This window comes from Patulibacter brassicae (assembly GCF_033949425.1).
GTDB lineage: Bacteria > Actinomycetota > Thermoleophilia > Solirubrobacterales > Solirubrobacteraceae > Patulibacter > Patulibacter brassicae.
On record NZ_JAXAVX010000003.1, the window covers coordinates 315225 to 336958 of the forward strand.

Here is a 21734-nt window from a genome sequence, read left to right on the forward strand (position 1 = left end):
CGCCGCTCCCCGGGCCGCCGCTCCCCGGGCCCGCAACCGGGCATCGGGCCGCCGCGGGAGGCGTCACCGCCGGCGGCGGAACGCGACCCCGCCGGCCGCGGTGCGCTCGACCGGCCCGAGCTGCGCGACGACGTGCAGCGCGAGCTCGACCTCGAGCCGCCGCGCCGGATCGACAGCGGCGTCGAGCTCCTCCACGAGGAGCCCGACCGCGGCGAGCCGGCTCGCGACGGTGTTGCGGTGCACGCCGAGCCGCTCGGCGGCGCGCGAGCGGCTCGAGCCGGCCGCGAGGTACGCCCGCAGCGTCCCGCGGGTGCGCGCGGCGGCCGTCCGGTCCTCGGCCAGCGGGCCGAGCACCCGCGCCACGAAGCGGGCGGCGTCGTCGGGCTCGCGCGCGAGCAGCGCCACGAGCTCGAACCGCTCGTGCAGGGCGATCCGCCCGTCGCCCGCGAGGCCCGCCTCGCGCACGAGCTCGGCCGTGCGCAACGCCTCGCCGTGGGCGCGGACGAAGCCCGCCACGCCGTCGTGACGCGCCGACATCGCCACCCCGACGCCCGCCGGGCATGCGACGTCGGCGGCCCGTGCCGGGTCGAGCTCGCCGTGGGTGCTGCACCAGGCGTAGGCCCGGTGCCGCGTCGTCGTGCGCAGCACCCGCGCGGGCGCGAGCGCGGCGCCGATCCGCTCGAGGGCGACGTCGAGCGCGTCCGGCGCCGCGCTCTCCCGCGCTCGCCAGAGCACGAGCGCCACGTGGCGGCCGGTGAGCGGGTGGTTCAGCGTCCGCGCCGCCGCGTCCGGGTCGATCCGCTCGCCGGCCAGCAGCCGCCGGACGAGGTGCGCCCGGCGCCCGTCGGGACTCGTCTCGTGCGCGCGGCGCTCCCGCTCGTAGCTCGCGCGGATGCCGACCGCGGCGACGTCGATGTACGTCACGATCCGGGCCTGCAGGCGCCGCGTCGCGGCGGGCAGCAGCGCCGGCGGCGCGATCGCCGCCAGGCGCGCCTGCCACCAGTCGGTGGCCACGCCCTGCGCGGCGCGGTAGGCCTCGAGCAGCGAGATGAGCGGGATGCCGTGCTGGATCGTGCTCTGCAGCAGGTCCTCGGCCTCGATCGGCAGCGCGGCGCTGCGGGGCGCCGGCTCGGCGAGGAGCTGGTGCAGCCGGGCGACGTTCGCCGCGACGGCGGCGGCCATGTCGCGCGCGACGTCGGCGTCGGCGAAGAACTCCGGCAGACCCGCGCGCAGCCGCTCGAGGATCAGGCCGACGAGCTCGTCCCGGTCCCCGTCGGCCTCCTCGGCCACGCGCCGCACCAGCGCCTCGGCCCGCTCCGCGCTCCTCCCTGCCACCGGGCGAGTATCGCCGCCCGCGGCCGGCGCGGGGTGACGGATCCGCACGGACGACGTGTCCCGACCGGGCAGGAACGCACAGGTTCGCGGTGACGGAGCGGGGCTAGCGTCGATCGCGAGATGCCCGAGCGATTCAGCCCCTTCGAGACGCACCTCGGCGACCTCGACACGTTCGCCGACGGCCCGCCCCACGAGCTCTTCCGCCGGATGCGCGACGAGGCGCCGGTGATGTGGACCGCCGCCCCCGCCGACTGGCCGGAGATCGACCAGCCCGGGTTCTGGAGCGTCACCCGCGCCGCCGACGTCACGACCGTCAGCAAGGACCCCGAGACGTTCTCCTCCTGGCGCGGCGGCTTCACGATGCGCGCCGCCGAGGTCGGCTCGCTCGACGTCCAGCGCAGCGTGATGATCGGCAAGGACGGCGCCGAGCACGCCCGGATGCGCGGCACGGTGAACCGGGCGTTCACGCCCTGGCGGGTGCGGAGCCTCGGCGCCGGGATGCGCGAGCGCGTCGCCGGGCTCGTCGACGCCGCCCTCGAGCGCGGGCGCTGCGACCTCGTCCACGACCTCGCCGGACCCCTGGCCAACGCGACGGTCGCCGACCTCATCGGCGTGCCGGAGGCCGACCGTCCGCAGCTGGACCGCTGGACCGACGCGTTCCTCAACGCCGACGACGCGGTCGCCGGCGGCATGCGCGGCGACGAGGCCCTCGCGGCGTCCGCGCAGTACCTCATGGGCCTGCTGCTGGAGCGCGAGCAGCACCCCGCCGACGACCTGATCACCGCCCTCGGCGTCGCCGCCGGGGAGGGCGAGGGCCTGAGCCGCGAGGAGCAGGTGGGGATCTTCAGCCAGCTCTTCGCGGCCGGGATCGACTCGACGAAGGGCACGATCGCCAGCGGCGTCCTGACCCTCCTGGAGCACCCCGACCAGCTGCGGCTGCTGCGCGACGACCCGTCGCTGGTGCCCCAGGCGATCGAGGAGCTGCTGCGCTGGCGCCCGGCGTTCACCCACCAGCGCCGCACGACGACCCGGCCGGTGACGCTCGGCGGGGTCGAGATCCCCGAGGGCGACTCCGTCGTCATGTGGCTGCCGTCGGCCAGCCGCGACCCGCGGGCGATCGAGCGCCCCGACGTCTTCGACGTGACGCGCGGGGCCAAGCGCTGCCCCCACCAGGCGTTCGGCGGCGGCGGACGGCACTTCTGCCTCGGCGCGGGGCTGGCGCGGATGGAGCTCACCGTCTTCTTCGAGGAGCTGCTCGCGCGCACGGAGGAGATCCGCCTCGTCGGCGACGCCGTGCGGATCCGCTCGTGCTTCGTCGACGGCTACGTCCGCGCGCCGCTGGAGCTCGTGCCGGCGCGCCGCCCCGCCGCCGCGGCCGCCTGACCGCGCCGCGCCGCGATCCGCACCGAGACCCTCCGGCCGCCGCGTGGCGGCCGGCCCGACCGAGACGAGGACCGATGACCCTGGCCAGCTCCACCATCGTCGCCCGCGAGGCGACCGACGACGACGCCGGCGCGATCGCCGCGCTGCAGGAGACGATCGCCGCCCAGCGCGCCGCGTTCCGCGCCGACCCGTACCCGAGCCTCGAGCGCCGCGTCGCGCACCTGCGGGCGCTCGCCGGGATGCTCGTCGGCAACCGGGCGCGGATCCGCGCCGCCGTGGACGAGGACTTCGGCGGGCATCCGGCGCGCTTCACCGACCTCATCGAGATCCTCGCCCCCGCCGGACGCGCCGCGATCGCGATCGAGGAGCTCGCCGGCTGGATGGCCGAGGAGGAGCGCGCGATCGACCCGGGGATGTACGGCACCGGACGCGCGAGCATGCGCTACGAGCCCAAGGGCGTCGTCGGGAACATGGCCCCCTGGAACTTCCCGTTCGAGATCGCCTGCGGCCCGGTCGTCGAGATGCTCGCCGCCGGCAACCGCGTGGTCATCAAGCCCTCCGACCTCGCGCCGGCGTCCGCGTCGCTGCTCGCCGAGCTCGTCGCGGAGACCTTCGACCCCGATCACGTCGCGGTCAGCGTCGGCGGTCTGGAGCTCGCCCGGGCGTTCGCCCGCCAGCCGTGGGACCACCTCATGTACACCGGCAGCCCCGGCGTCGGGCGCGAGGTGATGCGCGCCGCGGCCGAGCATCTCGTGCCGGTGACGCTGGAGCTCGGCGGCAAGTGCCCGGCGGTCCTCACGCCCAGCGGCGTGGGCGCCGCGGCGGCGGAGGCGATCCTCGGCACGAAGCTCATCAAGAACGGGCAGATGTGCATCAGCGTCGACCACGTCCTCGTGCCCCGGGACCGCCTCGAGGAGCTCGTCGAGCTGCTCGTCGACACGGCTGCGGCACGGGTGCCCGGGCATTCCGGCACCGACGACTGCGTCGGCATGATCAGCGAGCGCCACCGCGAGCGGATCGAGGCGCTGCTGCGGGAGGCCCGCGACGCCGGGACGCGGATCGTCGACCTGGAGCCGGGCGCCGCGCGCGACGGCCGGCGCCTGCCGCTCTCGCTCGTGATCGATCCGGACCCGTCGCTGCGCCTGAGCCGGGAGGAGCTGTTCGGTCCGATCCTCCCCCTCGTGCCCTACGACGACCTCGGCGAGGCGGTCGCGGCGATCGACGCGACCGACCGGCCGCTCGGGCTCTACGTCTTCGGCGAGGACCCCGCCGAGTGCGAGGCGATCGTGCGGGCGGCCCGCTCGGGCGGGGCGTGCATCAACGCCTGCGCCCTGCAGGGGGCGCTGCCGACGCTCGGCTTCGGCGGCAGCGGGACGAGCGGCATGGGCCGCCACCACGGCATCGAGGGGTTCCGCGAGTTCAGCACCGCGCGCGGCGTGGTGGTGCGGGGCCGGGACGACGCGATCGACCTGCTCTACCCGCCCTACGACGAGCGGCTCGGGGCGGTCGTCGACGCGGCGTTCGCCGGCTGACGAGCGGGCCCAGCCGGCCACCGGGGACGGCCGACGCCGCCGCGTCGGCGGGGCGACGGGACGCCGGGGCCCGTGACGGCGCCCCGCCGATGCGCCCCGCTCCGCCGGGACCCGCGCTCAGCGCGGCAGGACGCGCGGGCGCTCGGCGAGCGTCAGCCGGACGTTCCGCGGCTTGCCGTCGCGGTAGACGCGCAGCGTCACGGTCTGACCGGGACGGAAGCGCAGCGCGACCTCGGCGAGGTCGGTCGAGGAGCGGATCTCCTGGTCGTCGATGGCCACGACGACGTCGCCGCCGGTGCGGTACTCGGCGACCTGGAAGCGCTTCGCGTCCCCGTTCGAGGGCCGCACGCCGGCCTTCTCGCCCGGGCCGCCGTCGGGAACCTCCTGGACCCACGCTCCGTGGTCGACGCCGAGCCCGAACCGCTTGGCCAGCTGCGGGTAGACGTCGACGGTCGAGACGCCGAGGTACGGGTAGGCGACCTTGCCGTCGCGGCGCAGCTGGCGGACCGCCCGCCGGACGGTCTCGGCGGAGACGGCGAACCCGACGCCGGAGCCGTCGCCCGAGGTCGTCTCGATCTGGGAGTTGATCCCGAGGACGCGCCCGTCCCCGTCGAGCAGCGGACCGCCGGAGTTGCCGCGGTTGATCGCCGCGTCGGTCTGGATCGCGTCGACGGTCTCGAAGCCGGTGAGCGAGCGGATCGACCGGTCCAGCGCCGACACGACCCCGATCGAGACCGACTGCTCCTCGCCGAACGGGGAGCCGATCGCGACGACCGGCTCGCCGACGGTGAGCGAGCGGGCGGAGGCGAAGCGCAGCGGCACGAGCCGCAGGCCGCGCGGGTCGACCTTCAGCAGCGCGACGTCGTTGAACGGGTCGAAGCCGAGGATCTTCGCCGGCACCTGGTTGCGATCGGCGAAGCGGACGAAGACCTCGTCGGCCTCGCGCAGCTTCTCGCCCTCGCCGCCGGTGACGACGTGGGCGTTCGTCACGACGAGCCCGTCGTCGGAGACGACGAAGCCCGAGCCCAGCCCGCTGTCGGAGTCCAGCGCCTGGCGCCCGCCGCGCCCCTGCGTCAGGACGGTCACGACGCCCGGCCCGAACCGCTCGTAGATCCGCGCGGCGTCGATCGTCCTGCCCGACGCGCTCGCCGCGGCCTCGCCGCCGTCCTGCGCCTCGCGCACGACCTCGACGGTGCGGGTCGTGATCGCGCCCGCGCCGGCGCCGTCCTCGTCGTCGCCGCAGGCGGCGAGCCCCAGCGCCGCGGCGGGCAACAGCGCGAGACCGGCGAGCAGGGCGGCGGGGCGGGTCGAGGTCATGCGGGCAGCTCCAGGGTGAAGGTCGTGCGTCCGGGCGCGGTCGATGCTCGCAGGCTGCCGCGCATCCGGTGCGCCAGCTCGTGGGCGATCGCCAGGCCCAGCCCGGCTCCGGAGCGGTCCCCCGCGCCGTGGAAGGGCTCGAACAGGTGGGGCACGTCCTCGGCGGCGATGCCCGGGCCGTGGTCGGTGACCTCGATCCGGGCGACGCCTCCGCTGCGGGCGACGCGGATCTCGACCGCGGCGCTCGCGTCGGCGTGCTTCAGGGCATTGTCCACGAGGATCCGGATCACCTGGGCGACGCGGTCGGGGTCGCACCGCTGCCGGACGGTCCCGCCGACGAGCCGCACGCGCAGGATCCGTCCTTCCCGTTCCACGACGGGCGCGAACTCGTCGGCGACCGCCGCGGCGACGTCGTGGAGGTCGCAGACCTCCGGCCGCAGCTCGAGCCCGCCGCTCTCGAGCCGGGAGAGGTCCAGCAGGTCGTCGGCCAGGCGCGTCAGGCGCCCGATCTGCGCGCTGAGCCGGTCGAGGAAGGCGCGGCGCTCGTCCTCGTCGAGCTCCTCGTCGCGCAGCAGCTCGACGAACCCCGACAGCGTCGAGAGCGGCGTGCGGAGCTCGTGCGACGCCGTGGCGATGAACCGCTTGCGGCTGCCGTCGAGCTCGGCGAGCTGCCGGCGCATCGTCTCCAGCGACCGCCCGAGCTCGCCCAGCTCGTCGCCGCCGGCGGTGTCGAAGCGCGTGGTGAAGCGCCCGGCGGCGACCTCGCGCGATCCGCGCTCGAGCGCGCGGATCCGGGCGGAGATGCCCACGGCGAGCGTCGCCCCGGCGGCGAGCGCGACGAGCAGCGCCAGGAGGCCGCCGAAGAGCACCCGGCGTCCGACGAGCCCGACCGTCGAGTGGACGTCTTCCAGGCCCTCGCTGACCACGAGCACCGCGCGCCCGGACGACGCGCCGCCGAGGTCGACGGGCACCGCGACGCGGGCGGCGAGGCGCCCCCGCCGGTCGATCTCCCCCCGCGCGCGGTCGACCTGCAGCGCGCGAGCGGCGAGGCGCATCGCGGCGTCCGAGGGCGCGGCGGTGCCGCGGGTCGTCTGGCGCACGGCCATCGCCCCGGGTCGACGGTCGTCGGTCACGAGCAGCGTGACGGTCCCGCCGGTCCGCGCGGCGACGGTCTCCACGACCTGGCGCGGCGTCGGGGGGCGCCGCGAGCGGCCGGCGGCCTCCTGCTCGCCCGCGGCCCGCTCGGCGTCGGTCGTCAGCGACAGCAGCCGCTGCTGGCTCAGCGACGACTCGAGCGTCGGCAGGACCTGCAGCGCGATGACGCCGACGGCGACGAGCGTCACGACGAGGAACGCCACCACGAGCCGCAGGCGCAGCGTCCAGCGCGTCGCGCGCCGCGGTGCCGCGGGGGGCCGCGGCGGGCGGTCGGGACGCTCGCTCACGGGTCGCGGAACCGGTACCCGAGGCCGCGCACGGTGATGATGTGCTCCGGCGCCTTCGGGTTGCGCTCGAGCTTCTCCCGCAGGTGGAGGACGTGCACGTCGACGGTGCGGCGCTCGCGGTAGGCCGAGCCGCCCCACGCCCGCTCGAGCAGCATGTCGCGCGTGAAGACCCGCCCCGGGGCTTGCGCGAGCGTCACGAGCAGCTCGAACTCGAGGTGCGTGAGCTCGACCTCCTCGCCGCGGACGACGACGCGCCGCCGGTCGGCGTCGATCACGACGTCGCCGATCTCGATCGGCGGGGTGGCGCCCGGGCGCGCCGCCGGCAGCGCCGCGCGCCGCAGGGCCGCGCGCACGCGACTGCGCAGCTCGCGGACGGAGAACGGCTTCGTGACGTAGTCGTCGGCGCCGGCCTCCAGCCCCGCGACGCGGTCGCCCTCCTCGCCGCGCGCGGAGAGCATGATGATCGGCACCGCGCTGCGCTCGCGGAGCGCGCGGCAGACGGCGACGCCGTCCAGCCCCGGCAGCATGACGTCGAGCAGGACGAGGTCCGGTTGCCCGCGCTCGAACTGCTCCAGCGCCTCCGGGCCGGTGGTGGCCGTGAGCACCTCGTGGCCGTCGCGCCGCAGCGGGAAGGCGAGGAGCGCGCGGATCGACTCCTCGTCGTCGACCACCAGGATGCGGGCGGGGGCGTCCATCTCGCGGGGCGCGGGCGCAGCGACCGCGTCCTGCAAGCCTAGCGGGGGCGGTCGCGACCGCCCGCCCGTGGTCGGCGCCCGCCCGCCTCGGGCCGGACGTCCCCAGGGGCGGGGGGCGGGGCGGGGCGGCGCCGGTAGCCTGCGGGCTCGTGGCTCTCCGGGTCGGCATCGGCGCAGTCCTGCTGGCGGTGCTGATCGCGGCCTTCTCGCTGCGACCGACGCCGCGTCCGCTGACGGGCGGCCTCGGCGGGCAGACCTTCGACGCCTCGGCCGCGTCGCGGCAGCTCGACGAGCTCGCCCAGCGCTACCCGAGCCGCCGCGCCGGGTCGTCCGGCGACGCGCTGCTCGCGACCCGGATGGCGGCCGAGCTCCGGCGCGCCCTGCCGACGGCGTCGATCGATCGGGACCGCTTCCGCGCCGACACCCCCGACGGCAGCCGGGAGCTCGAGAACGTCTCGGCGACCGTCCGCGGGCGGCCGGGGCCCGGGCTCGTCGTCGTCGCGCACCGCGACGCGCTCGAGCCGGGGTCGAAGGCGGAGCTCTCCGGGACCGCGGCGCTGCTCGCGCTCGCGCGCGCCGTCGGCGAGTCCCGCTTCGACCACACGATCCAGTTCGTCTCCACGAGCGGCGCCTCCGGGGGCGGGCTGACCGGCGCGACCCGGCTCGCGCGCACCCTGCGCGGGCAGGCCGCCGCGGTGCTCGTGCTCGGCGACGTGAGCGGGCCGCCGTCCCGGACGCCGGAGGTCGTCACGTGGTCCAACCGCGGCCCGTCGGCGCCGCTGCGGCTGCAGCGCTCCGTCGTCGCCGCGATGCGCCAGGAGGGCCTCGCCGTCAGCCCGCAGGCCGGCCCCTGGTCGCAGATCGTGCGACGCTCGCTGCCCGCGACGGTCGGCGAGCAGGGCGAGCTGAACCAGGCGCGGATCCCGGCCGTCCTCGTCACCTCGGGCTCCGCCGTGCCGCCCGCGGCGGACGCCCCCGTCGAGGCGCCCCGGATGGGGGCCTACGGTCGCGCCGTCCTCCGCACCCTCCACGCCCTGGACCGCACCCGCGTCGGCGTCGGCGCGCCGCAGACCGAGCTGGCGATCGTGGGCCGGCTCCTGCCGCAGTGGTCGCTGCAGGTCCTGCTGCTGGCCCTCGTGCTGCCGCTGCTCTTCCCGGCGGTCGTCGTCGCGCTGACCCTCGCGCGCGACGGTCACCCGCTGCTGCCCGGCGCCGCGTGGGCGGCTGGCTGCGCGACCGGGCCGCTCGTCGCCGGGCTCCTCGCGATCGGCCTCGGGCGGATCGGGATCGTGTCCCCGGCCGTCCCCGCGCCGTTCGCGGGACCCGCGCTCGAGCTCGGCGTCGGGTCCTGGGCGCTCGTCGTGCTGCTCGCGGCGATCCTCGTGACGACCGTCGTCCTCAGCCGCCCCCGCCTGGCGCGCGAGGCGCCCGGCCCCGACGAGCCGACCCCGGTGGCGGTCGCCACCGCGGTCTTCGCCGCGCTCGTCGCCGTCGTCCTGACGCTCGTCGTCCTCGAGCCGCTCGCCGCGATCCTGCTCGTGCCCGCGCTGCTGGCGTGGCCGGCCGCGCTGTCGCTGCCGATGCTGCGGCCGCTGCACCGCTGGCTGCTGCTGGGCACCGGCGCGCTGCTGCCGCTCGCGGCCCTCGTCTCGGTCTCCGGCGCGCTCGACGTCGGCGTCGTGGACCTGCCGTGGTGGCTCGTGCTGCTCGTGGCGGGTGGGCAGATCACGCCGGTCGCGATGCTGCTGACGAGCGTCGTCCTCGGCGCGCTGCTCGCCACGACGCTCATGCTGCTGCCGCGGGGCCGGCGGCCGCGTGGGCGGGCGGCGGCCCCCGGCCGGGGGCCGCGGCGCCGGCGCGACGACGCGCCCCTGCTCGTCGAGGACCGATGAGCCCGTCGCCGGGGTCCGGTCGCCGCGGCGCGTCGCGGACGGCGACCCGCGACCGCCGCGTGACGCCCCGCGAGCTCGTGCGGACGCTCGGCACGACGCTCGCCCTCGCGGGGGCCCTCGTCCTCGCCGACGTCGCCGCGACGCTCTGGTGGCAGGAGCCGGTCACCGCGGTCGTCGGCCACCTGCGCCAGCGGGGCCTCGCGGAGCGACTCCCGGCCCCGCCCGCCGGCGCCGAGCGGCTCGCCGTCGCCGAGCTCGCCGACGACCGGGCGCGCATGGCGTTCCTCGCCCGGCGCCAGCGGCAGGCCCTGCGGAGCGGCGAGCCCGCCGCCCGGCTGCGGATCCCGCGGCTGGGCCTCGACCAGGTCGTGGTCCAGGGCGTCGACCGCGGGCCGCTGGAGCGCGGTCCGGGGCTCTATCCCTCGCAGCCGCTGCCCGGCGCCCCCGGGACGGCGGCGATCGCCGGGCACCGCACGACGTACGGCGCCCCGTTCCGCCACCTGGACCGGATGCGTCCCGGGGACCCGATCACCGTCGAGCTCGCCTACGGCCGGGTCCGCTACCGCGTGACGACGGTGCGCAGCGTCGCGCCCGACGCGGTCTGGGTCCTCGACCGGCGCCGCGAGGACCGCCTCGTGCTGACCGCCTGCGACCCGCCGTTCAGCGCGGCGCGGCGGCTCGTCGTCTCGGCGCGGCTGGACTCCGCCGTCCTGGCCCGCCCGTCCTGGGCGTCCTGACCGCGCCGGTCAGGCGCCGTGCTCCCAGCCGCGCCACGGGCGCGGGGCGCCGTCGCGCAGCAGGCGCGCGCCCGGCGCGCCCCCGGCGTCGTGGACCGTGCCGACCCAGCGGACGCCCAGCGCGGCGAGCGCCTCGCGCGCCGCCGGGGGCGCGGCGACGAGCAGCTCGAAGTCCTCGCCGCCCTCCGCGGCGGTCCGGGCCGCATCGGCGCCGAGCGCCGCGGCGACGGCGTCGACGCCCGCCTGCCGGGGCAGCGCGTCGACGTCGACGTCGATCCGCACCCGCGAGCGCCGCGCGAGGTGGTCGGCGTCCGTGGCCACGCCGTCGGAGAGGTCGATGGCCGCGACGGCGCCGGCGGCGCGCAGCCGCCGCCCGAGGGCCACGAGGGGCGTCGGGCGCAGGTAGCGCTCGATCAGCGCCTCCGCCTCAGCGGGCGGGCAGGGCGCCGGGACGTCGGCCCCGGCCAGCCGCGGGTCGGTGAGGAGCGCCAGCCCGGTCGCGCTGCCGCCGAGGACGCCGGTGACGCCGACCGACCACCCGGGCCGCGCCCCGTCGCGGCGCAGGAGCTCGGCCTCCGACGCCGCCCAGCCGACGACGGTGACGGTGACCACGAGCCCGGGGCCCGCCGACACGTCGCCGCCGGCGATCGTCGTCCCGGTCGCGGCCGCGACCGCCTCCGCACCGCGCACGAGGCCCTCGAGCCGCGCGTCGTCCCACGCCGGGGGCGCGGTCAGCGCGACGTACGCCTCGCCGGGGGCGACCCCCATCGCGGCGAGGTCCGACAGCGCCGTGGCCATCGCCCGGTGGCCGACGACCTCCGGCGTGACCCGCGGGTGCCCGTCCGGCGGCAGGTGGACGCCGAGGACGGTCGTGTCGGTGCTCGTGACGGCGAGCGCGTCGGCGCGCACCACCGCGGCATCGTCGCCGGGGCCGACGAGCAGCCGATCGCCCCGCCGGCCGAGACCGGCCACGACGCGCTCGATGAGGTCGCGCTCGGCCATCGGACGGAGGGCGGAGGAGGCGGCCGCCGTGCCGCGCGGCTCAGCGGCGCGCGATCAGCGGTGGCGGTAGACGATCCGAGCGCGGCTCAGGTCGTACGGGGAGACCTCCACCCGCACGCGGTCGCCCGGCAGGATCCGGATCCGGAAGCGGCGCATCTTGCCCGCGACGTGCCCGAGCACCTCGTGGCCGTTGTCGAGCTGCACCTTGAACATCGCGTTCGGCAGCGCCTCGACGACTTCGCCCTCGAACTCGACCTTGTCCTCTTTGGCCATCCCACCCACGGTAGCACCGGGTCGGCGTCCGGCGCGGGCCGCCCGAGGGCCGCGATCGCCCGCCACGGCGGCGATCCCGCCCGCCCGCGCGACGGCGACGCGCGCCGTCGACCCGGCCCGCGAGGGACGCTCCTCAGCGCGGGAGGTCCTGGAGCGGCTGCTCGTAGGCGCCGGGGTCGGGGGTGCCCGTGCCGGGCACGTCGGAGTCGGGGCCCGCGGCGTCGTCGTCGCCGCGCAGCGCCTTCGACCCGCCCGACGCGTGCTCGCCGGTGCCGCGGCTCCCCTGGAAGGGCGCCTTCGGGAACGGCCCGCAGACGCGATCGTCGACCGCGCTGGCCATGAAGTCGTGCCAGGTCTGCGCCGGGCGCCCGCCGCCCTGTTCACCGGTGGAGAGCAGCGTGCTCTTCGGGTAGCCGACCCAGGTCACCGTCGTCATGCCCTTCGTGAAGCCGGCGAACCACGCGTCGGCCGCGCGGTCGGTCGTGCCGGTCTTCCCGGCCGCGGGGCAGTTCGAGAGGATCGCCTTGCGGCCGGTGCCGCCCTGGACGTTCTTCGCGAGGATCTCGGTCGCCTTGCTCGCGACGCCGGCGCTGAAGGTCCGGACCGCCTTCACGTTCTGCGGGCGCAGCGTACGCCCGTTGGGCAGCTCGACGCGGGTGACGATCCGCGGCGTGATCCGCTTGCCGCCGTTGGCGATCGTCGAGTAGGCGCGCGCCATCTCCAGCGGGTTGACGCCGTGCTTCAGGCCGCCGAGCGACTCGGCGGGGAGCGACTGCAGCGTCGAGGTGATGCCCATGAGGCGCGCGGCCTTCGTGACGTTCTGCGGCCCGACGTCGAGGTCGAGCTGCGCGTAGACGGAGTTGTCGGAGGCGAGGGTCGCCTTCGTGATCGACATCGTGCCGCCGCTCTTGCCCGAGAACGTCTTCGGCGCCCAACCGTCCGGCGTCAGCTTCTGGCCGCTCACCGACGTGTAGCTCGTGGAGTCCGGGTCGATCCCGGCCCGCAGCGCCGCCATCAGCACGACGGTCTTGAAGGTCGAGCCCGGCTGGCGCTCGCTCTGCGTGACGAGGTTGTACTTCGAGTCCGCGTAGGAGGCGGTCGAGGCCATCGTCGTGACGTCGCCGGTCTTCGGGTTGATCGAGACGATCGCCGACGCCGGGCCGCCCGGGACGAAGTTCTTCGCGAGCGCCGCGCGGGCGAGCTGCTGCCGCTTCAGGCTGATCGTCGTGTGGATCCGCATGCCGCCCTCGCGCACCCGGTTGGCGCCGTACTTCTTGATCAGCTCCGCGCGGACGTAGTCGATGACGAACTGCTCGCGGCGGCGCGTGTAGTAGTCCGACGCCTTGAGCCCCAGCGGCTTGTCCTGCGCCTCGGCCGCTTCCTCGTACCCGATGTAGCCCTGCTCGGCCATCCGTCGCAGGACGTCGTTGCGGCGCTTCAGCGCGGCGTCCGGGTGGTAGAAGGGGTTGTAGTCCGACGGGGCCTGCGGGAGACCGGCGATCGTCGCCGCCTGGGCGAGCGTCAGGTCCTTCGGGCGCTTGTTGAAGTACACCCGCGCCGCGGCCGCGACGCCGATGATGTTCTGGCCGTTGCGCGCGTTGCCGTACGGGACGGAGTCGAGGTACTTCGTCAGCACCCACTCCTTGCCCTCGCGCCCGGGATGGCGCTTCTCGAGCTGGTCGGCGAGCTTCGCCTCGCGGATCTTCCGCTTGTAGCTCTCGTCCCGGTCCCCGGTGTAGAGGTTCCGGATGAGCTGCATCTCGAGGGTCGACGCGCCCTCGCGGTTGGCGCCCTCGGTGACGTTGCGGATCGCTGCCCGCGCCACGCCCTCCACGTCGACCCCGCCGTGCTGGTAGAAGCGGCGATCCTCCACGGCGACGGTCGCCTGGCGGATGTAGCGCCCCATCTCCTCGCCGCGGATCGACTGGCGCAGGATCGGGCCGTCGATGTAGCCGAGCTTCGTCCCGTCGGCGGCGAAGACGACGGAGTTCGCACCCGGATCAGCCGGCTTGAGGTCGTCGAGGTCGACGTCGTCGGCGATCGACGCGACGTAGCCCACGGCGCCCGCGCCGGCCACGACCGTGCCCGTCACGAGCGCGACGAGCAGGACGAGGAGGACGCGCGTGGCGCCGCCCTTGGCACGGCGCTGACGGCGCTTGCGGGCTGCGTAGGACATGTCTCGACGGAGGTGGTCGCGGTGCGCTGGAGGACGGTCGATGCACCACGACCGGGAGCGGGGTGCCTCCCAGAGTACCGGGCCGCCGCCGGTTCTCCTGCCGGTTGAAACGGAAGTGGCGGGCGCGGGCCGCCGGTCGCGCGTCCGTCCCGCGACGCGGGCCGGCAGCGGACCGCGGGCGCGTCCCCGGGAGCGTCGCCGGCGGCCGGGCTGCCAGCATGCCCCCGGATGGCGCGCGACGCGACCCTCGAGCAGGACCCGCCCCTGCGGCTGCGACGCGCCGCGGTCGTCGCGCCCGTCCCGGCGCGCGCGACGAGCTGGGCCGAGACGGCCCGCGCGGTGCTCCCCGCGTTCCTCGTGACGCGGTTGATCGTCCTCGTGGCCGGAGCGCTCGCCGTCGCGATCTGGGGGATCGTCCCGGTCGACGACGTCTACGACCCCCAGGGCCGGACGACGGCGCTCGGCGAGCCGCTGAGCACGATCATCGCGCCGCTGGCGCGCTGGGACAGCGCCTGGCTCCTGGACGTCGCCGACGTCCGCTATCCCGCCGGATACGAGCCGCGGACCGCGTTCTTCCCGCTCTACCCGCTGCTCGTCCGGGTCCTCGGGTTCGCGCTCACCCCGCTCGTGGCGGGGCTCGTCCTCTCGGCGGTCGCGGCGTTCGGCGGCGCGATGCTCGTCCACCGGATCGCCGAGCGCGAGCTCGGCCGCCGGGTCGCCGACCGCGCGGTCTGGGCGCTGCTGCTCTTCCCCGGCTCGCTCTGGCTCAGCGCGGTGTACACGGAGGGGCTGTTCCTCCTGCTCGCCGCGGGCTGCATCCTCGCGGCCCACCAGGGGCGGTGGCTGCTCGCCGGCACGCTCGGCGCGCTCGCGTCGGCGACCCGCAGCGCCGGCATCGTCCTCGCCGCGGTCCTCGTCGTCGTCTGGTGGGAGCAGCGTCGTGCCGCGCTCCACGAGCGGCGGCCGCTGCCGGACGCGCCCACCGCCGCGCTGGCGGCGGGCATGGTGCCGCTCGGGCTCGTCGCCTTCCTCGTCGGGCTCGCGCTCGCCGGCCACCCGTGGACGGCGCCGTTCGACGTCCAGGCCGAATGGCAGCGCCAGACGACCGCGCCGTGGATCGGCGCGTGGGACGGCCTCGTCGCCGGCTGGCACGGCGCGGGGCAGGTCCTCGGCCTGGAGCGGGCGCCCGCGGAGGGCATGCTCGGGCTCGCCCGGCTGAACGTCGCGCTGCTGCTCTGCCTCGTGGGCGCGCTGCTCTGCCTCGTCGGCACGGCGCGGCGCCTGCGGCCGAGCCTCACCGCGTACGCCGGGCTCGCGCTGCTCATGCCGCTCTGCTCGCCGGCCTCGGCCGACGGCGGGACCCAGCCGCTCATGTCGCTGCCGCGCTTCGTCGGGGTCCTCTTCCCGCTGGCGATCTGGCTGGCGTGGTGGCTCGGCCGCCGGGGCGCGGGCTGGCGCTGGACGCTCGCCGTCGCCGGCGGGGCGCTGCTGGCGCTCGTGGCGGCCCTCACCGCCCGCTGGACCTTCGTCGCCTGAGCCTCGTCGCAGGCCGGTCCGGGCTCCATGCGGCGCCCGTCGGCGCCCCGTCGGTCCCCTCGCCCGGCCGTGGACCGCGACGGCCGCCGCTCCGCCGCGGCGGGACGGCTACCGTTCTCCGCCGTGAGCGACGCGCGGCCCGAGCCCGAGACCCCCGCCACGGGCCGCCGCTGGGGCGCCCTCGAGGGGATCCTCGCGCTCGTCACCGCGATCGGCCTCACGCTCTTCGCCGGCATCCCCCAGGTCGTGATCGGCGACGACACGGGGACCGCCGAGGTCACCGGCAACGCCATCTCGATGGTGCTGCAGAACGTCATCTTCGTCGCCGCGCCGATCGCGCTCCTGGCGGTCATGGGCCACCGGATCGGCCGGCGCGACCTCGGCTGGCGCGGGCCGCGACGGACGTGGCTGGCGATCGGCCTGCTCGTCGGCGCCGCCGTCGCGTACCTCGTGCTGTCGTCGGGCCTGGCGCACCTGCTGGGCGTCGCCGACGAGCAGGACGAGCTGCCCGACAAGCTCGGCGTCAACGTCTCGGCCCTCGCCGGGATCGTCATCGGCCTGGCGGTGACCGTCCTGGCGCCGATCGGCGAGGAGACGCTGCTGCGCGGCGTCGTCTACCCCGGCCTGCGCACGACCTTCGGCCGGATCGCCCCCGGCTGGCTCGCGATCGCCCTGGCGGCCGTGATCGACGGCCTCCTCTTCGGCGCGCTCCACGCCGCGGGCACCGACGTCGGCTTCCTGCCGATCCTCGCCCTGTTCGGCGCGGTCCTCTGCCTCCTCTACCAGTGGACCGGCTCGCTGTACCTGCCGATCGTCCTGCACGCGACGAACAACACCGTCGCGATCACGCAGGCCGCCGACTGGAGCGCGGGGCAGGGCATCGCGCTATGGGTGGCGGCGATGGCGATCCTCGCGCTGCTGGGCGTCGGGGTCCGGCGCGGCGCCGGCGACGCGCCGTTCCTGCCCGCACGCTGAGCGCGGTCCACGTCACGACGCCGTCGCGCGCGGCCCACCGACGGACCGGGGCGCTCGGCCCGCGCGGCGGGCGGCTTCGGCCCGCGAGCGCCGGGGTATCGTGTCCGCCATGAGAGCCTCCCTTCGCGCCGGTGCGCTGGCCTCCGCCGTCCCGCTGGTCCTCGTGTCCGCGGCGTCCGCCCAGGCCCAGGACCCCGCTCCGGCGCCCGCGCCGGCCGCCCCGGCCGCGCCACCGGCGCTCGACCTGAAGCTCTCGATCGAGAAGGCCCCGGGCAACCTCTCGTTCAAGGGCAGCACCTGGCGCGCCCTCGTCGTCACCGACCGGTACGTGCCCGGCACGAAGGTGACGTTCGAGTTCACCGCCGGCACGCGCCGGACGGTGAAGCGGGTGACGCTGAAGCCGGTCAAGGACTCCGCGAAGGGCGTCGTCCGCGCGTCGTACCGCAGCGCGAGCGCCAGCCGCGTCGTCGTGCGGACGCGGATCGGCGAGGGGCAGCCCGCCGCCCCGACCGGCCGGGAGACCCAGATCGTCCAGCAGTTCACGCCGAGCGTGAAGGCCGGCGCCTCGGGCACCGCCGTCACGTGGCTCCAGCGCAAGCTCAAGGCGAAGGGCTACGTCCCGGGCCGCGCCGGGCGCTACGACGCCCGGACGAGCCGCGCCGTCCTCGCGTACCGCAAGGTCACCGGGATGGCGCTGACGACGCAGGCCAACCGCGCCGTCTTCGAGGGCCTGCGCGCCGGGAAGGGCACCTTCAAGGTCCGCTTCCCGAGCCACGGCCGCCACATCGAGGGCGACATCCGCCGGCAGGTGCTCGCGCTCATCGGCGAGGGCGGCAAGGTCGAGCGGATCTACCACACCTCCCCCGGCGCGCCGGCGACCCCGACGATCCGCGGCACGTTCCGCGTGTACCGCAAGGACCCCGGCACGAACGCGAAGGGGATGTACGCCTCCTCGTACTTCATCCGCGGCTACGCGGTCCACGGCTATCCGTCCGTGCCGACCTACCGCGCGAGCCACGGCTGCTTCCGGGTCCCGATGGAGGACGCCCGCTCGATCTACGACTGGATCCGGATGGGCACGATCGTCGACACGTACGTCTGAGCGGCTGGACTAGCCTGCCGCGCATGGGGACCGCCGACGCGAAGGCCACGCTGATCGCCGAGCTGCGGGAGCACGCGCTCGTGCTCGGCGAGGTGACGCTCACGAGCGGGCTCACCGCGTCGTACTACGTCGACGCGAAGCGGGCGATCCTGCGTCCGGCCGGCTTCCTCGCGCTCGGCGCGCTCGTCGCCGATCAGGCGGCCCGCCTGGGCGCGACCGCCGTCGGCGGCATGACGATGGGCGCGGACCCCGTCGCGTGCGCGGCGCTCGCCGGCGGGGCGCGGGCCAACGCGTTCTTCGTGCGCAAGGAGAGCAAGGCCCACGGGCTCCAGCGCCGCGTCGAGGGGCCGCTGCTGACCGACGCCGACCGCTGCCTCGTCGTCGAGGACGTCGTCTCCACCGGCGGCTCGACGGTGCAGGCGCTCGAGGCGCTGCAGGCCGAGGGCCGGACGGTCGTCGGCGTCGTCTCGGTCCTCGACCGCCTGATGGGGGGCGCGGCCCGGATCGAGCAGGCCGCCGGCGCCCCGTACGTCGCGCTGACGACGATCGACGACGTCTACCCGGACCGCCCCGCGCGCTGAGCCGGGGACCGGCGGCGCCCTCGACTGCCTGATCGCCGCCCCGTGCGTCCGCACGGGCGCGCCGCTGCTGCACGCCGACGCCGACGTCGACCGGCTCGCCTCCTGCACCGGGCTCCGGATCTACCCGATCGGCGCCTGACCCGTCCGGTTCCCGTCGTCGACGCCGCCGGAGCCGACCGAGGCCGCCTCGCGCGGGCTCCGCGCTCAGCGGCCCGCGCGCCAGGCGTGGACCGCCAGCCCGCAGAAGCCGACGGTGGTGGCGACGAACGAGCCCACCGCGGCCGCCTGGTAGGGCAGGCCCTGGTCGAGGTCGTCGGAGAACGCGAGCGGCAGGAACGCCATCGCGATCGTCCACGCGCCGATCTGCAGCGCGCGCGTCGGCACCCGCGGGGCGTCGGGCAGCGCGGCGCCGAGCGCGACCGACGCCGTGCCGAGCGCCGCGAGGTCGAGGTGCCACTGGCGGATCCGCGCCGGGTGCTTGATCCCGAGCCGCCGCGCGAGCTCCGGCTGCTGGCGGCAGAGCGTGAAGACCCAGCCCGAGAGCGCGCCGGCCGCGAGCTCGGCGGTGCCGGAGCGCACGAGGGGCGAGGGACGATCGCGGGCCATCAGTCGAGCCACGCGTCCCGGGTCTCCAGCATCGTCCGGTCGCGCGCGGCGAGCAGGTCGAGCTGCGGGCCGGTCCGCGGCAGCTCGTGGCGGAAGTAGTACCGCGCGGCCTGCCGCTTGCCGTCGTGGAAGTCGCCCTCCCGGCCGGCGGTCGCCAGCCACTGCTCGAGCCAGATCCAGGCGACGACGAGGTGCCCGGCGGCCTCGAGGTACGCCGTGGCGTTCGCCAGCGCGACCTCGGCCCCGGCGGGGCCGTCGCCCCACAGGATCCCGGTGACCTCCAGCAGCCGCTCGAGCGTCCCGGCGAGCGCGTCGGCGAGCTGGGCCGCCTCGCCGCCCTCGTGCCGGGCCCGCGCGACGGTCGCGCCGATCGTCTCGGCCAGGAGCGCCAGCCCGGCGCCGCGCTGCATCGTGACCTTGCGGCCGAGCAGGTCGAGCGCCTGGATCCCGTGCGTGCCCTCGTGGATCGGGTTCAGGCGGTTGTCGCGGTAGTGCTGCTCGACCTCGTAGTCGCGGGTGTAGCCGTAGCCGCCGTGGACCTGGATCGCCAGCGCGTTGGCCTCCAGGCACCACTGCGACGGCCACGACTTCGCGATCGGGGTGAGGACCTCCAGCAGCAGCCGCGCCCGGGCGCGGGCCTCCGCGTCGTCCAGGCTGCGCTCGTCGTCGACGAGCTTCGCGCAGTACATGAGCAGCCCGAGGCCGCCCTCGACGTAGCTCTTCTGCGCCAAGAGCATCCGGCGCACGTCGGGGTGCTCGACGATCGGGGACTGCGGCGCGGCGGGGTCCTTCGCCCCCAGTGGCCGGCCCTGCGGCCGCTCGCGGGCGTAGCGCAGCGCCTTGCGGTAGCCCGTCGACCCGAGGGCCACGGCGCCGAGGCCGACGCCGATCCGGGCCTCGTTCATCATGTGGAACATCCCGGCGAGGCCCTGTCCCGGCTCGCCGACGATCCACCCCACCGCGCCGGGCGCGCCGCCCGGCCGCTGCCCGCCCTCGCCGAAGGCCAGCACGGTGTTCACCGTGCCGCGCCAGCCCATCTTGTGGTTCAGGCCGACGAGCGCGACGTCGTTGCGCTCGCCGATCGATCCGCCGTCCTCGAGGAGGAAGCGGGGGACGAGGGAGAGCGAGATCCCCTTGGTGCCCGCGGGCGCGTCGGGGAGCTTCGCGAGCACGAGGTGCACGATGTTCTCCGTCAGCTCGTGCTCGCCGCCGGAGATCCACATCTTCGAGCCGAAGAGGCGGAAGCTCCCGTCGGCCTGCGGCTCCGCGCGCGTGGCGATGTCGCCCAGCGACGAGCCGGCCTGCGTCTCCGAGAGGCACATCGTCCCGGCGAAGCGGCCCTCCGCGATCGGCGGCACCCAGGTGGCGATCTGCTCCTCCGACCCGGTGGCGAGCAGGAGGTTCGCGGCCGCCGTGGCGATCATCGGGTACGCCGCGGTGCCGACGTTCGCCGCCTGCTGCCACGCGAGCGCCGCCTGCGAGATCGTCGTCGGCAGGTTCATGCCGCCGACCTCCTCCGGCAGCGCCAGCCCGCCAAAGCCGGCCTCGGCGTAGGCGGCGAGCGCCTCGCGCACCCCCTCGACGAGCACGACGCGACCGTCCTGGTCGACGTGCGGCTCGTGCTCGTCGGCGGCGCGGTTGTGCGGTGCGAACCGCTCGACGGCGAGCCGCTCCGCGAGCGCGAGGACCTCGTCGTAGAGCTCGGCCGACTGCCCCGCGAACGCCTCGCGCTCCGCGAGCGCGGCGACGTCGAGCCAGTCGTGCAGGAGGAAGCGCAGGTCGCGCCGGGACAGCAGCGTGCCCTGGTCGGTGGTGGTCTCGGTCGTGGCCATCGTGCAGTCCCTCCGGGATCGTCGCGCCCGCGAGCCTACGCCGCCGCGGGCGCGGCGTCGCCGGACCCGGTCGCCGCGGCCGGCCGCCCGGCGCGATGCTCAGCCGGTCCCCGTGCCGGAGCGGCCCTCGACGATCGCCAGCGCCGCCTCGACCTCGCGGGTGCGCTCGTCCAGGCGGTGGCCGAGCAGGGCCTCGGCGCGGCGCAGGCGACGGGTGACCGTGTTGCGGTGCAGGCCGAGCGCGAGGGCGGCGCGGGACCGGTCCTGGCCGCAGGCCAGCAGCGCGGCGAGCGTCGCGCGCAGCTCGGCGGGACCCGGGCCGTCGGCGGCGAGGGGGCCGAGCTCCTCGGCCGCGAAGCGGCGGGCGCCCTCCGGGTCGGCGAGCAGGAGGACGAGCAGCGCGACGTCCCGGTACGCGACGAGGCCCCGGCGACCGGCCGGGACCGCGCGCTCGGCGCGCCGCGCCTGCTCGTGCGCGGCGGCGAAGCCGTCCGGGCCACGACCGGGCTCGGAGACCGTCGCACCGAGCTCGAGCCGCCGCAGCGCCTCGTCGAGCGTCGCACGCTCGCGGGCGTCGAGCGGGGCGTCGCGGGTGATCCAGGCCGCCGGCCGCCCGTCCGCGCCCGGGGCGATCAGCGGCCGACCGCGCGCGAGCGGCCGCAGCACGTCGCGGACCTGCTCGGCGATGAGCGCGGCATGGTGGTCGCCGTCCTCGCGCGCCGAGCGCAGCGCGAGCGCCACGTGCGGGCCGTCGAGGCGGTAGGCGAGCAGCCGCTCGGCCTCGTCGCGGTCGACGGCCTCGCCGGCGAGGATCCGCCGGACGGTCGCGCTGGCGCGCGCGACGTTCGTGCGGACGGCCTGCTCGCGCTCGCGCTGGTACGTCGCGGTGACGTCGCGCATGACGTCGTCGACGAACCGGAACGAGAGGCCGATGAGGTCGCCGAGCTCGCCCGGCGCGTCCTCGAGCTCGGCCTCCGCCGCCAGCCGCGAGGCGATCGCCACGACCGCCTCCTGCCCCAGCCGGTACGAGCGCAGGACGTCGGCGAGCGGCACGTCGCGGCTCGCCAGCCGCAGCGCGTAGGCGGTGGTGGCCGCCGGCGCGCGGTAGCGCTCGCGCAGGCCGACGCGCAGCGCGTCGCGGAACTCGACGAGCAGCGCGCGGCTGCCGACCCGGGCGAGCTCGGCGAGCTCGTCGTGCGCGAGCATCCCCGGCAGCTCCGCGTCGACGCGCTGCACGACCCGCGCCGCGTAGTCGTCGGCGTGGGCGGTGAGGTCGTCGGTGACGAGCTGACGGAGGCGCGGAGGCATCGCCGTGGTG

At 76.5% G+C, this 21734-nt stretch carries 18 protein-coding genes; 8 read left to right on the top strand and 10 right to left on the bottom strand.

Annotation, left to right across the window (positions count from 1 at the left end; translation table 11 throughout):
- Positions 1 to 63 precede the first annotated feature (63 nt).
- Positions 64 to 1335, bottom strand: a complete 1272-nt coding sequence (locus tag SK069_RS09075) for a PucR family transcriptional regulator (protein ID WP_319953895.1) — start codon at positions 1333 to 1335, stop codon at positions 64 to 66.
- Between the two features lie 120 nt (positions 1336 to 1455).
- Here SK069_RS09075 and SK069_RS09080 point away from each other — a divergent pair, with 120 nt between their 5' ends.
- Together SK069_RS09080 and SK069_RS09085 are read left to right on the top strand one after the other, a co-directional pair.
- Complete coding sequence (locus SK069_RS09080) at positions 1456 to 2718, top strand: cytochrome P450 (RefSeq protein WP_319953896.1); 1263 nt, start codon at positions 1456 to 1458, stop codon at positions 2716 to 2718.
- Between the two features lie 74 nt (positions 2719 to 2792).
- Entirely contained in the window at positions 2793 to 4250 is a 1458-nt protein-coding gene (locus tag SK069_RS09085) for an aldehyde dehydrogenase family protein (protein ID WP_319953897.1), read from the top strand.
- 117 nt (positions 4251 to 4367) lie between these two features.
- Here the strand turns inward: SK069_RS09085 and SK069_RS09090 are convergent, their stop codons facing one another.
- From SK069_RS09090 to SK069_RS09100, 3 genes are read right to left on the bottom strand one after another with little or no spacing between them, the layout of a single operon-like run.
- Positions 4368 to 5567: a S1C family serine protease gene (locus tag SK069_RS09090; protein WP_319953898.1), complete on the bottom strand. Its 1200-nt coding sequence runs from the start codon at positions 5565 to 5567 to the stop codon at positions 4368 to 4370.
- Positions 5564 to 7009, bottom strand: coding sequence for a sensor histidine kinase (locus SK069_RS09095; RefSeq protein WP_319953899.1), 1446 nt, complete (start codon positions 7007 to 7009; stop codon positions 5564 to 5566). Before SK069_RS09095 ends, SK069_RS09090 begins: the two co-directional genes overlap by 4 nt.
- Positions 7006 to 7704 (bottom strand): response regulator transcription factor, encoded by a 699-nt coding sequence (locus SK069_RS09100; protein ID WP_319953900.1) that lies wholly within the window; start codon positions 7702 to 7704, stop codon positions 7006 to 7008. The genes SK069_RS09095 and SK069_RS09100 overlap by 4 nt, the downstream gene beginning before the upstream one ends.
- A 149-nt stretch (positions 7705 to 7853) precedes the next feature.
- Here SK069_RS09100 and SK069_RS09105 point away from each other — a divergent pair, with 149 nt between their 5' ends.
- Positions 7854 to 9596, top strand: a complete 1743-nt coding sequence (locus SK069_RS09105) for a M28 family peptidase (protein ID WP_319953901.1) — start codon at positions 7854 to 7856, stop codon at positions 9594 to 9596.
- Positions 9593 to 10333, top strand: a complete 741-nt coding sequence (locus tag SK069_RS09110; RefSeq protein WP_319953902.1) for a sortase — start codon at positions 9593 to 9595, stop codon at positions 10331 to 10333. The genes SK069_RS09105 and SK069_RS09110 overlap by 4 nt, the downstream gene beginning before the upstream one ends.
- A gap of 9 nt (positions 10334 to 10342) precedes the next feature.
- On the opposite strand, the gene thiL is transcribed toward SK069_RS09110, so the two are convergent.
- From thiL to SK069_RS09125, 3 genes are all read right to left on the bottom strand, one after another.
- Positions 10343 to 11335 carry a thiamine-phosphate kinase gene (gene thiL, locus SK069_RS09115; protein WP_319953903.1) on the bottom strand — a complete coding sequence of 331 codons (993 nt, stop codon included), beginning with the start codon at positions 11333 to 11335 and terminating at the stop codon, positions 10343 to 10345.
- A 54-nt stretch (positions 11336 to 11389) separates the two neighbouring features.
- On the bottom strand, positions 11390 to 11608 hold the full coding sequence (gene infA / locus SK069_RS09120) for a translation initiation factor IF-1 (RefSeq protein ID WP_007577037.1): 219 nt from the start codon (positions 11606 to 11608) through the stop codon (positions 11390 to 11392).
- Positions 11609 to 11741: 133 nt separating this feature from the next.
- Positions 11742 to 13784: a transglycosylase domain-containing protein gene (locus SK069_RS09125; protein ID WP_319953904.1), complete on the bottom strand. Its 2043-nt coding sequence runs from the start codon at positions 13782 to 13784 to the stop codon at positions 11742 to 11744.
- 228 nt (positions 13785 to 14012) lie between these two features.
- Between SK069_RS09125 and SK069_RS09130 the strand changes: the two genes are divergently transcribed.
- From SK069_RS09130 to pyrE, 4 genes are all read left to right on the top strand, one after another.
- Positions 14013 to 15320 (top strand): mannosyltransferase family protein, encoded by a 1308-nt coding sequence (locus tag SK069_RS09130; RefSeq protein WP_319953905.1) that lies wholly within the window; start codon positions 14013 to 14015, stop codon positions 15318 to 15320.
- Positions 15321 to 15443: 123 nt separating this feature from the next.
- Positions 15444 to 16295, top strand: coding sequence for a CPBP family intramembrane glutamic endopeptidase (locus SK069_RS09135; protein WP_319953906.1), 852 nt, complete (start codon positions 15444 to 15446; stop codon positions 16293 to 16295).
- A gap of 109 nt (positions 16296 to 16404) precedes the next feature.
- Positions 16405 to 17397 carry a L,D-transpeptidase family protein gene (locus SK069_RS09140; RefSeq protein WP_319953907.1) on the top strand — a complete coding sequence of 331 codons (993 nt, stop codon included), beginning with the start codon at positions 16405 to 16407 and terminating at the stop codon, positions 17395 to 17397.
- A gap of 23 nt (positions 17398 to 17420) precedes the next feature.
- Positions 17421 to 17978, top strand: coding sequence for an orotate phosphoribosyltransferase (pyrE, locus tag SK069_RS09145; RefSeq protein ID WP_319953908.1), 558 nt, complete (start codon positions 17421 to 17423; stop codon positions 17976 to 17978).
- A 204-nt stretch (positions 17979 to 18182) separates the two neighbouring features.
- Here the strand turns inward: pyrE and SK069_RS09150 are convergent, their stop codons facing one another.
- The 3 genes from SK069_RS09150 to SK069_RS09160 form a co-directional block, all read right to left on the bottom strand.
- Positions 18183 to 18584, bottom strand: a complete 402-nt coding sequence (locus SK069_RS09150) for a hypothetical protein (RefSeq protein ID WP_319953909.1) — start codon at positions 18582 to 18584, stop codon at positions 18183 to 18185.
- The gene (locus SK069_RS09155; RefSeq protein WP_319953910.1) at positions 18584 to 20416 is read right to left on the bottom strand and encodes an acyl-CoA dehydrogenase; all 1833 of its coding nucleotides are present in this window, start codon (positions 20414 to 20416) and stop codon (positions 18584 to 18586) included. The genes SK069_RS09150 and SK069_RS09155 overlap by 1 nt, the downstream gene beginning before the upstream one ends.
- Before the next feature lie 99 nt (positions 20417 to 20515).
- A complete protein-coding gene (locus SK069_RS09160; protein WP_319953911.1) occupies positions 20516 to 21724 on the bottom strand; it encodes a helix-turn-helix domain-containing protein in 1209 nt (402 codons plus the stop codon).
- Positions 21725 to 21734: the final 10 nt, after the last annotated feature.

What these genes read in the sequence shown, in the direction of transcription:
- SK069_RS09080 (WP_319953896.1), top strand. Translation starts at nt 1,456, where the DNA reads ATGCCCGAGCGATTCAGCCCCTTCGAGACGCACCTCGGCGACCTCGAC.
- SK069_RS09085 (WP_319953897.1), top strand. Translation starts at nt 2,793, where the DNA reads ATGACCCTGGCCAGCTCCACCATCGTCGCCCGCGAGGCGACCGACGAC.
- SK069_RS09090 (WP_319953898.1), bottom strand. Translation starts at nt 5,567, where the DNA reads ATGACCTCGACCCGCCCCGCCGCCCTGCTCGCCGGTCTCGCGCTGTTG.
- SK069_RS09100 (WP_319953900.1), bottom strand. Translation starts at nt 7,704, where the DNA reads ATGGACGCCCCCGCCCGCATCCTGGTGGTCGACGACGAGGAGTCGATC.
- SK069_RS09110 (WP_319953902.1), top strand. Translation starts at nt 9,593, where the DNA reads ATGAGCCCGTCGCCGGGGTCCGGTCGCCGCGGCGCGTCGCGGACGGCG.
- thiL (WP_319953903.1), bottom strand. Translation starts at nt 11,335, where the DNA reads ATGGCCGAGCGCGACCTCATCGAGCGCGTCGTGGCCGGTCTCGGCCGG.
- infA (WP_007577037.1), bottom strand. Translation starts at nt 11,608, where the DNA reads ATGGCCAAAGAGGACAAGGTCGAGTTCGAGGGCGAAGTCGTCGAGGCG.
- SK069_RS09125 (WP_319953904.1), bottom strand. Translation starts at nt 13,784, where the DNA reads ATGTCCTACGCAGCCCGCAAGCGCCGTCAGCGCCGTGCCAAGGGCGGC.
- SK069_RS09130 (WP_319953905.1), top strand. Translation starts at nt 14,013, where the DNA reads ATGGCGCGCGACGCGACCCTCGAGCAGGACCCGCCCCTGCGGCTGCGA.
- SK069_RS09140 (WP_319953907.1), top strand. Translation starts at nt 16,405, where the DNA reads ATGAGAGCCTCCCTTCGCGCCGGTGCGCTGGCCTCCGCCGTCCCGCTG.
- pyrE (WP_319953908.1), top strand. Translation starts at nt 17,421, where the DNA reads ATGGGGACCGCCGACGCGAAGGCCACGCTGATCGCCGAGCTGCGGGAG.
- SK069_RS09150 (WP_319953909.1), bottom strand. Translation starts at nt 18,584, where the DNA reads ATGGCCCGCGATCGTCCCTCGCCCCTCGTGCGCTCCGGCACCGCCGAG.
- SK069_RS09155 (WP_319953910.1), bottom strand. Translation starts at nt 20,416, where the DNA reads ATGGCCACGACCGAGACCACCACCGACCAGGGCACGCTGCTGTCCCGG.
- SK069_RS09160 (WP_319953911.1), bottom strand. Translation starts at nt 21,724, where the DNA reads ATGCCTCCGCGCCTCCGTCAGCTCGTCACCGACGACCTCACCGCCCAC.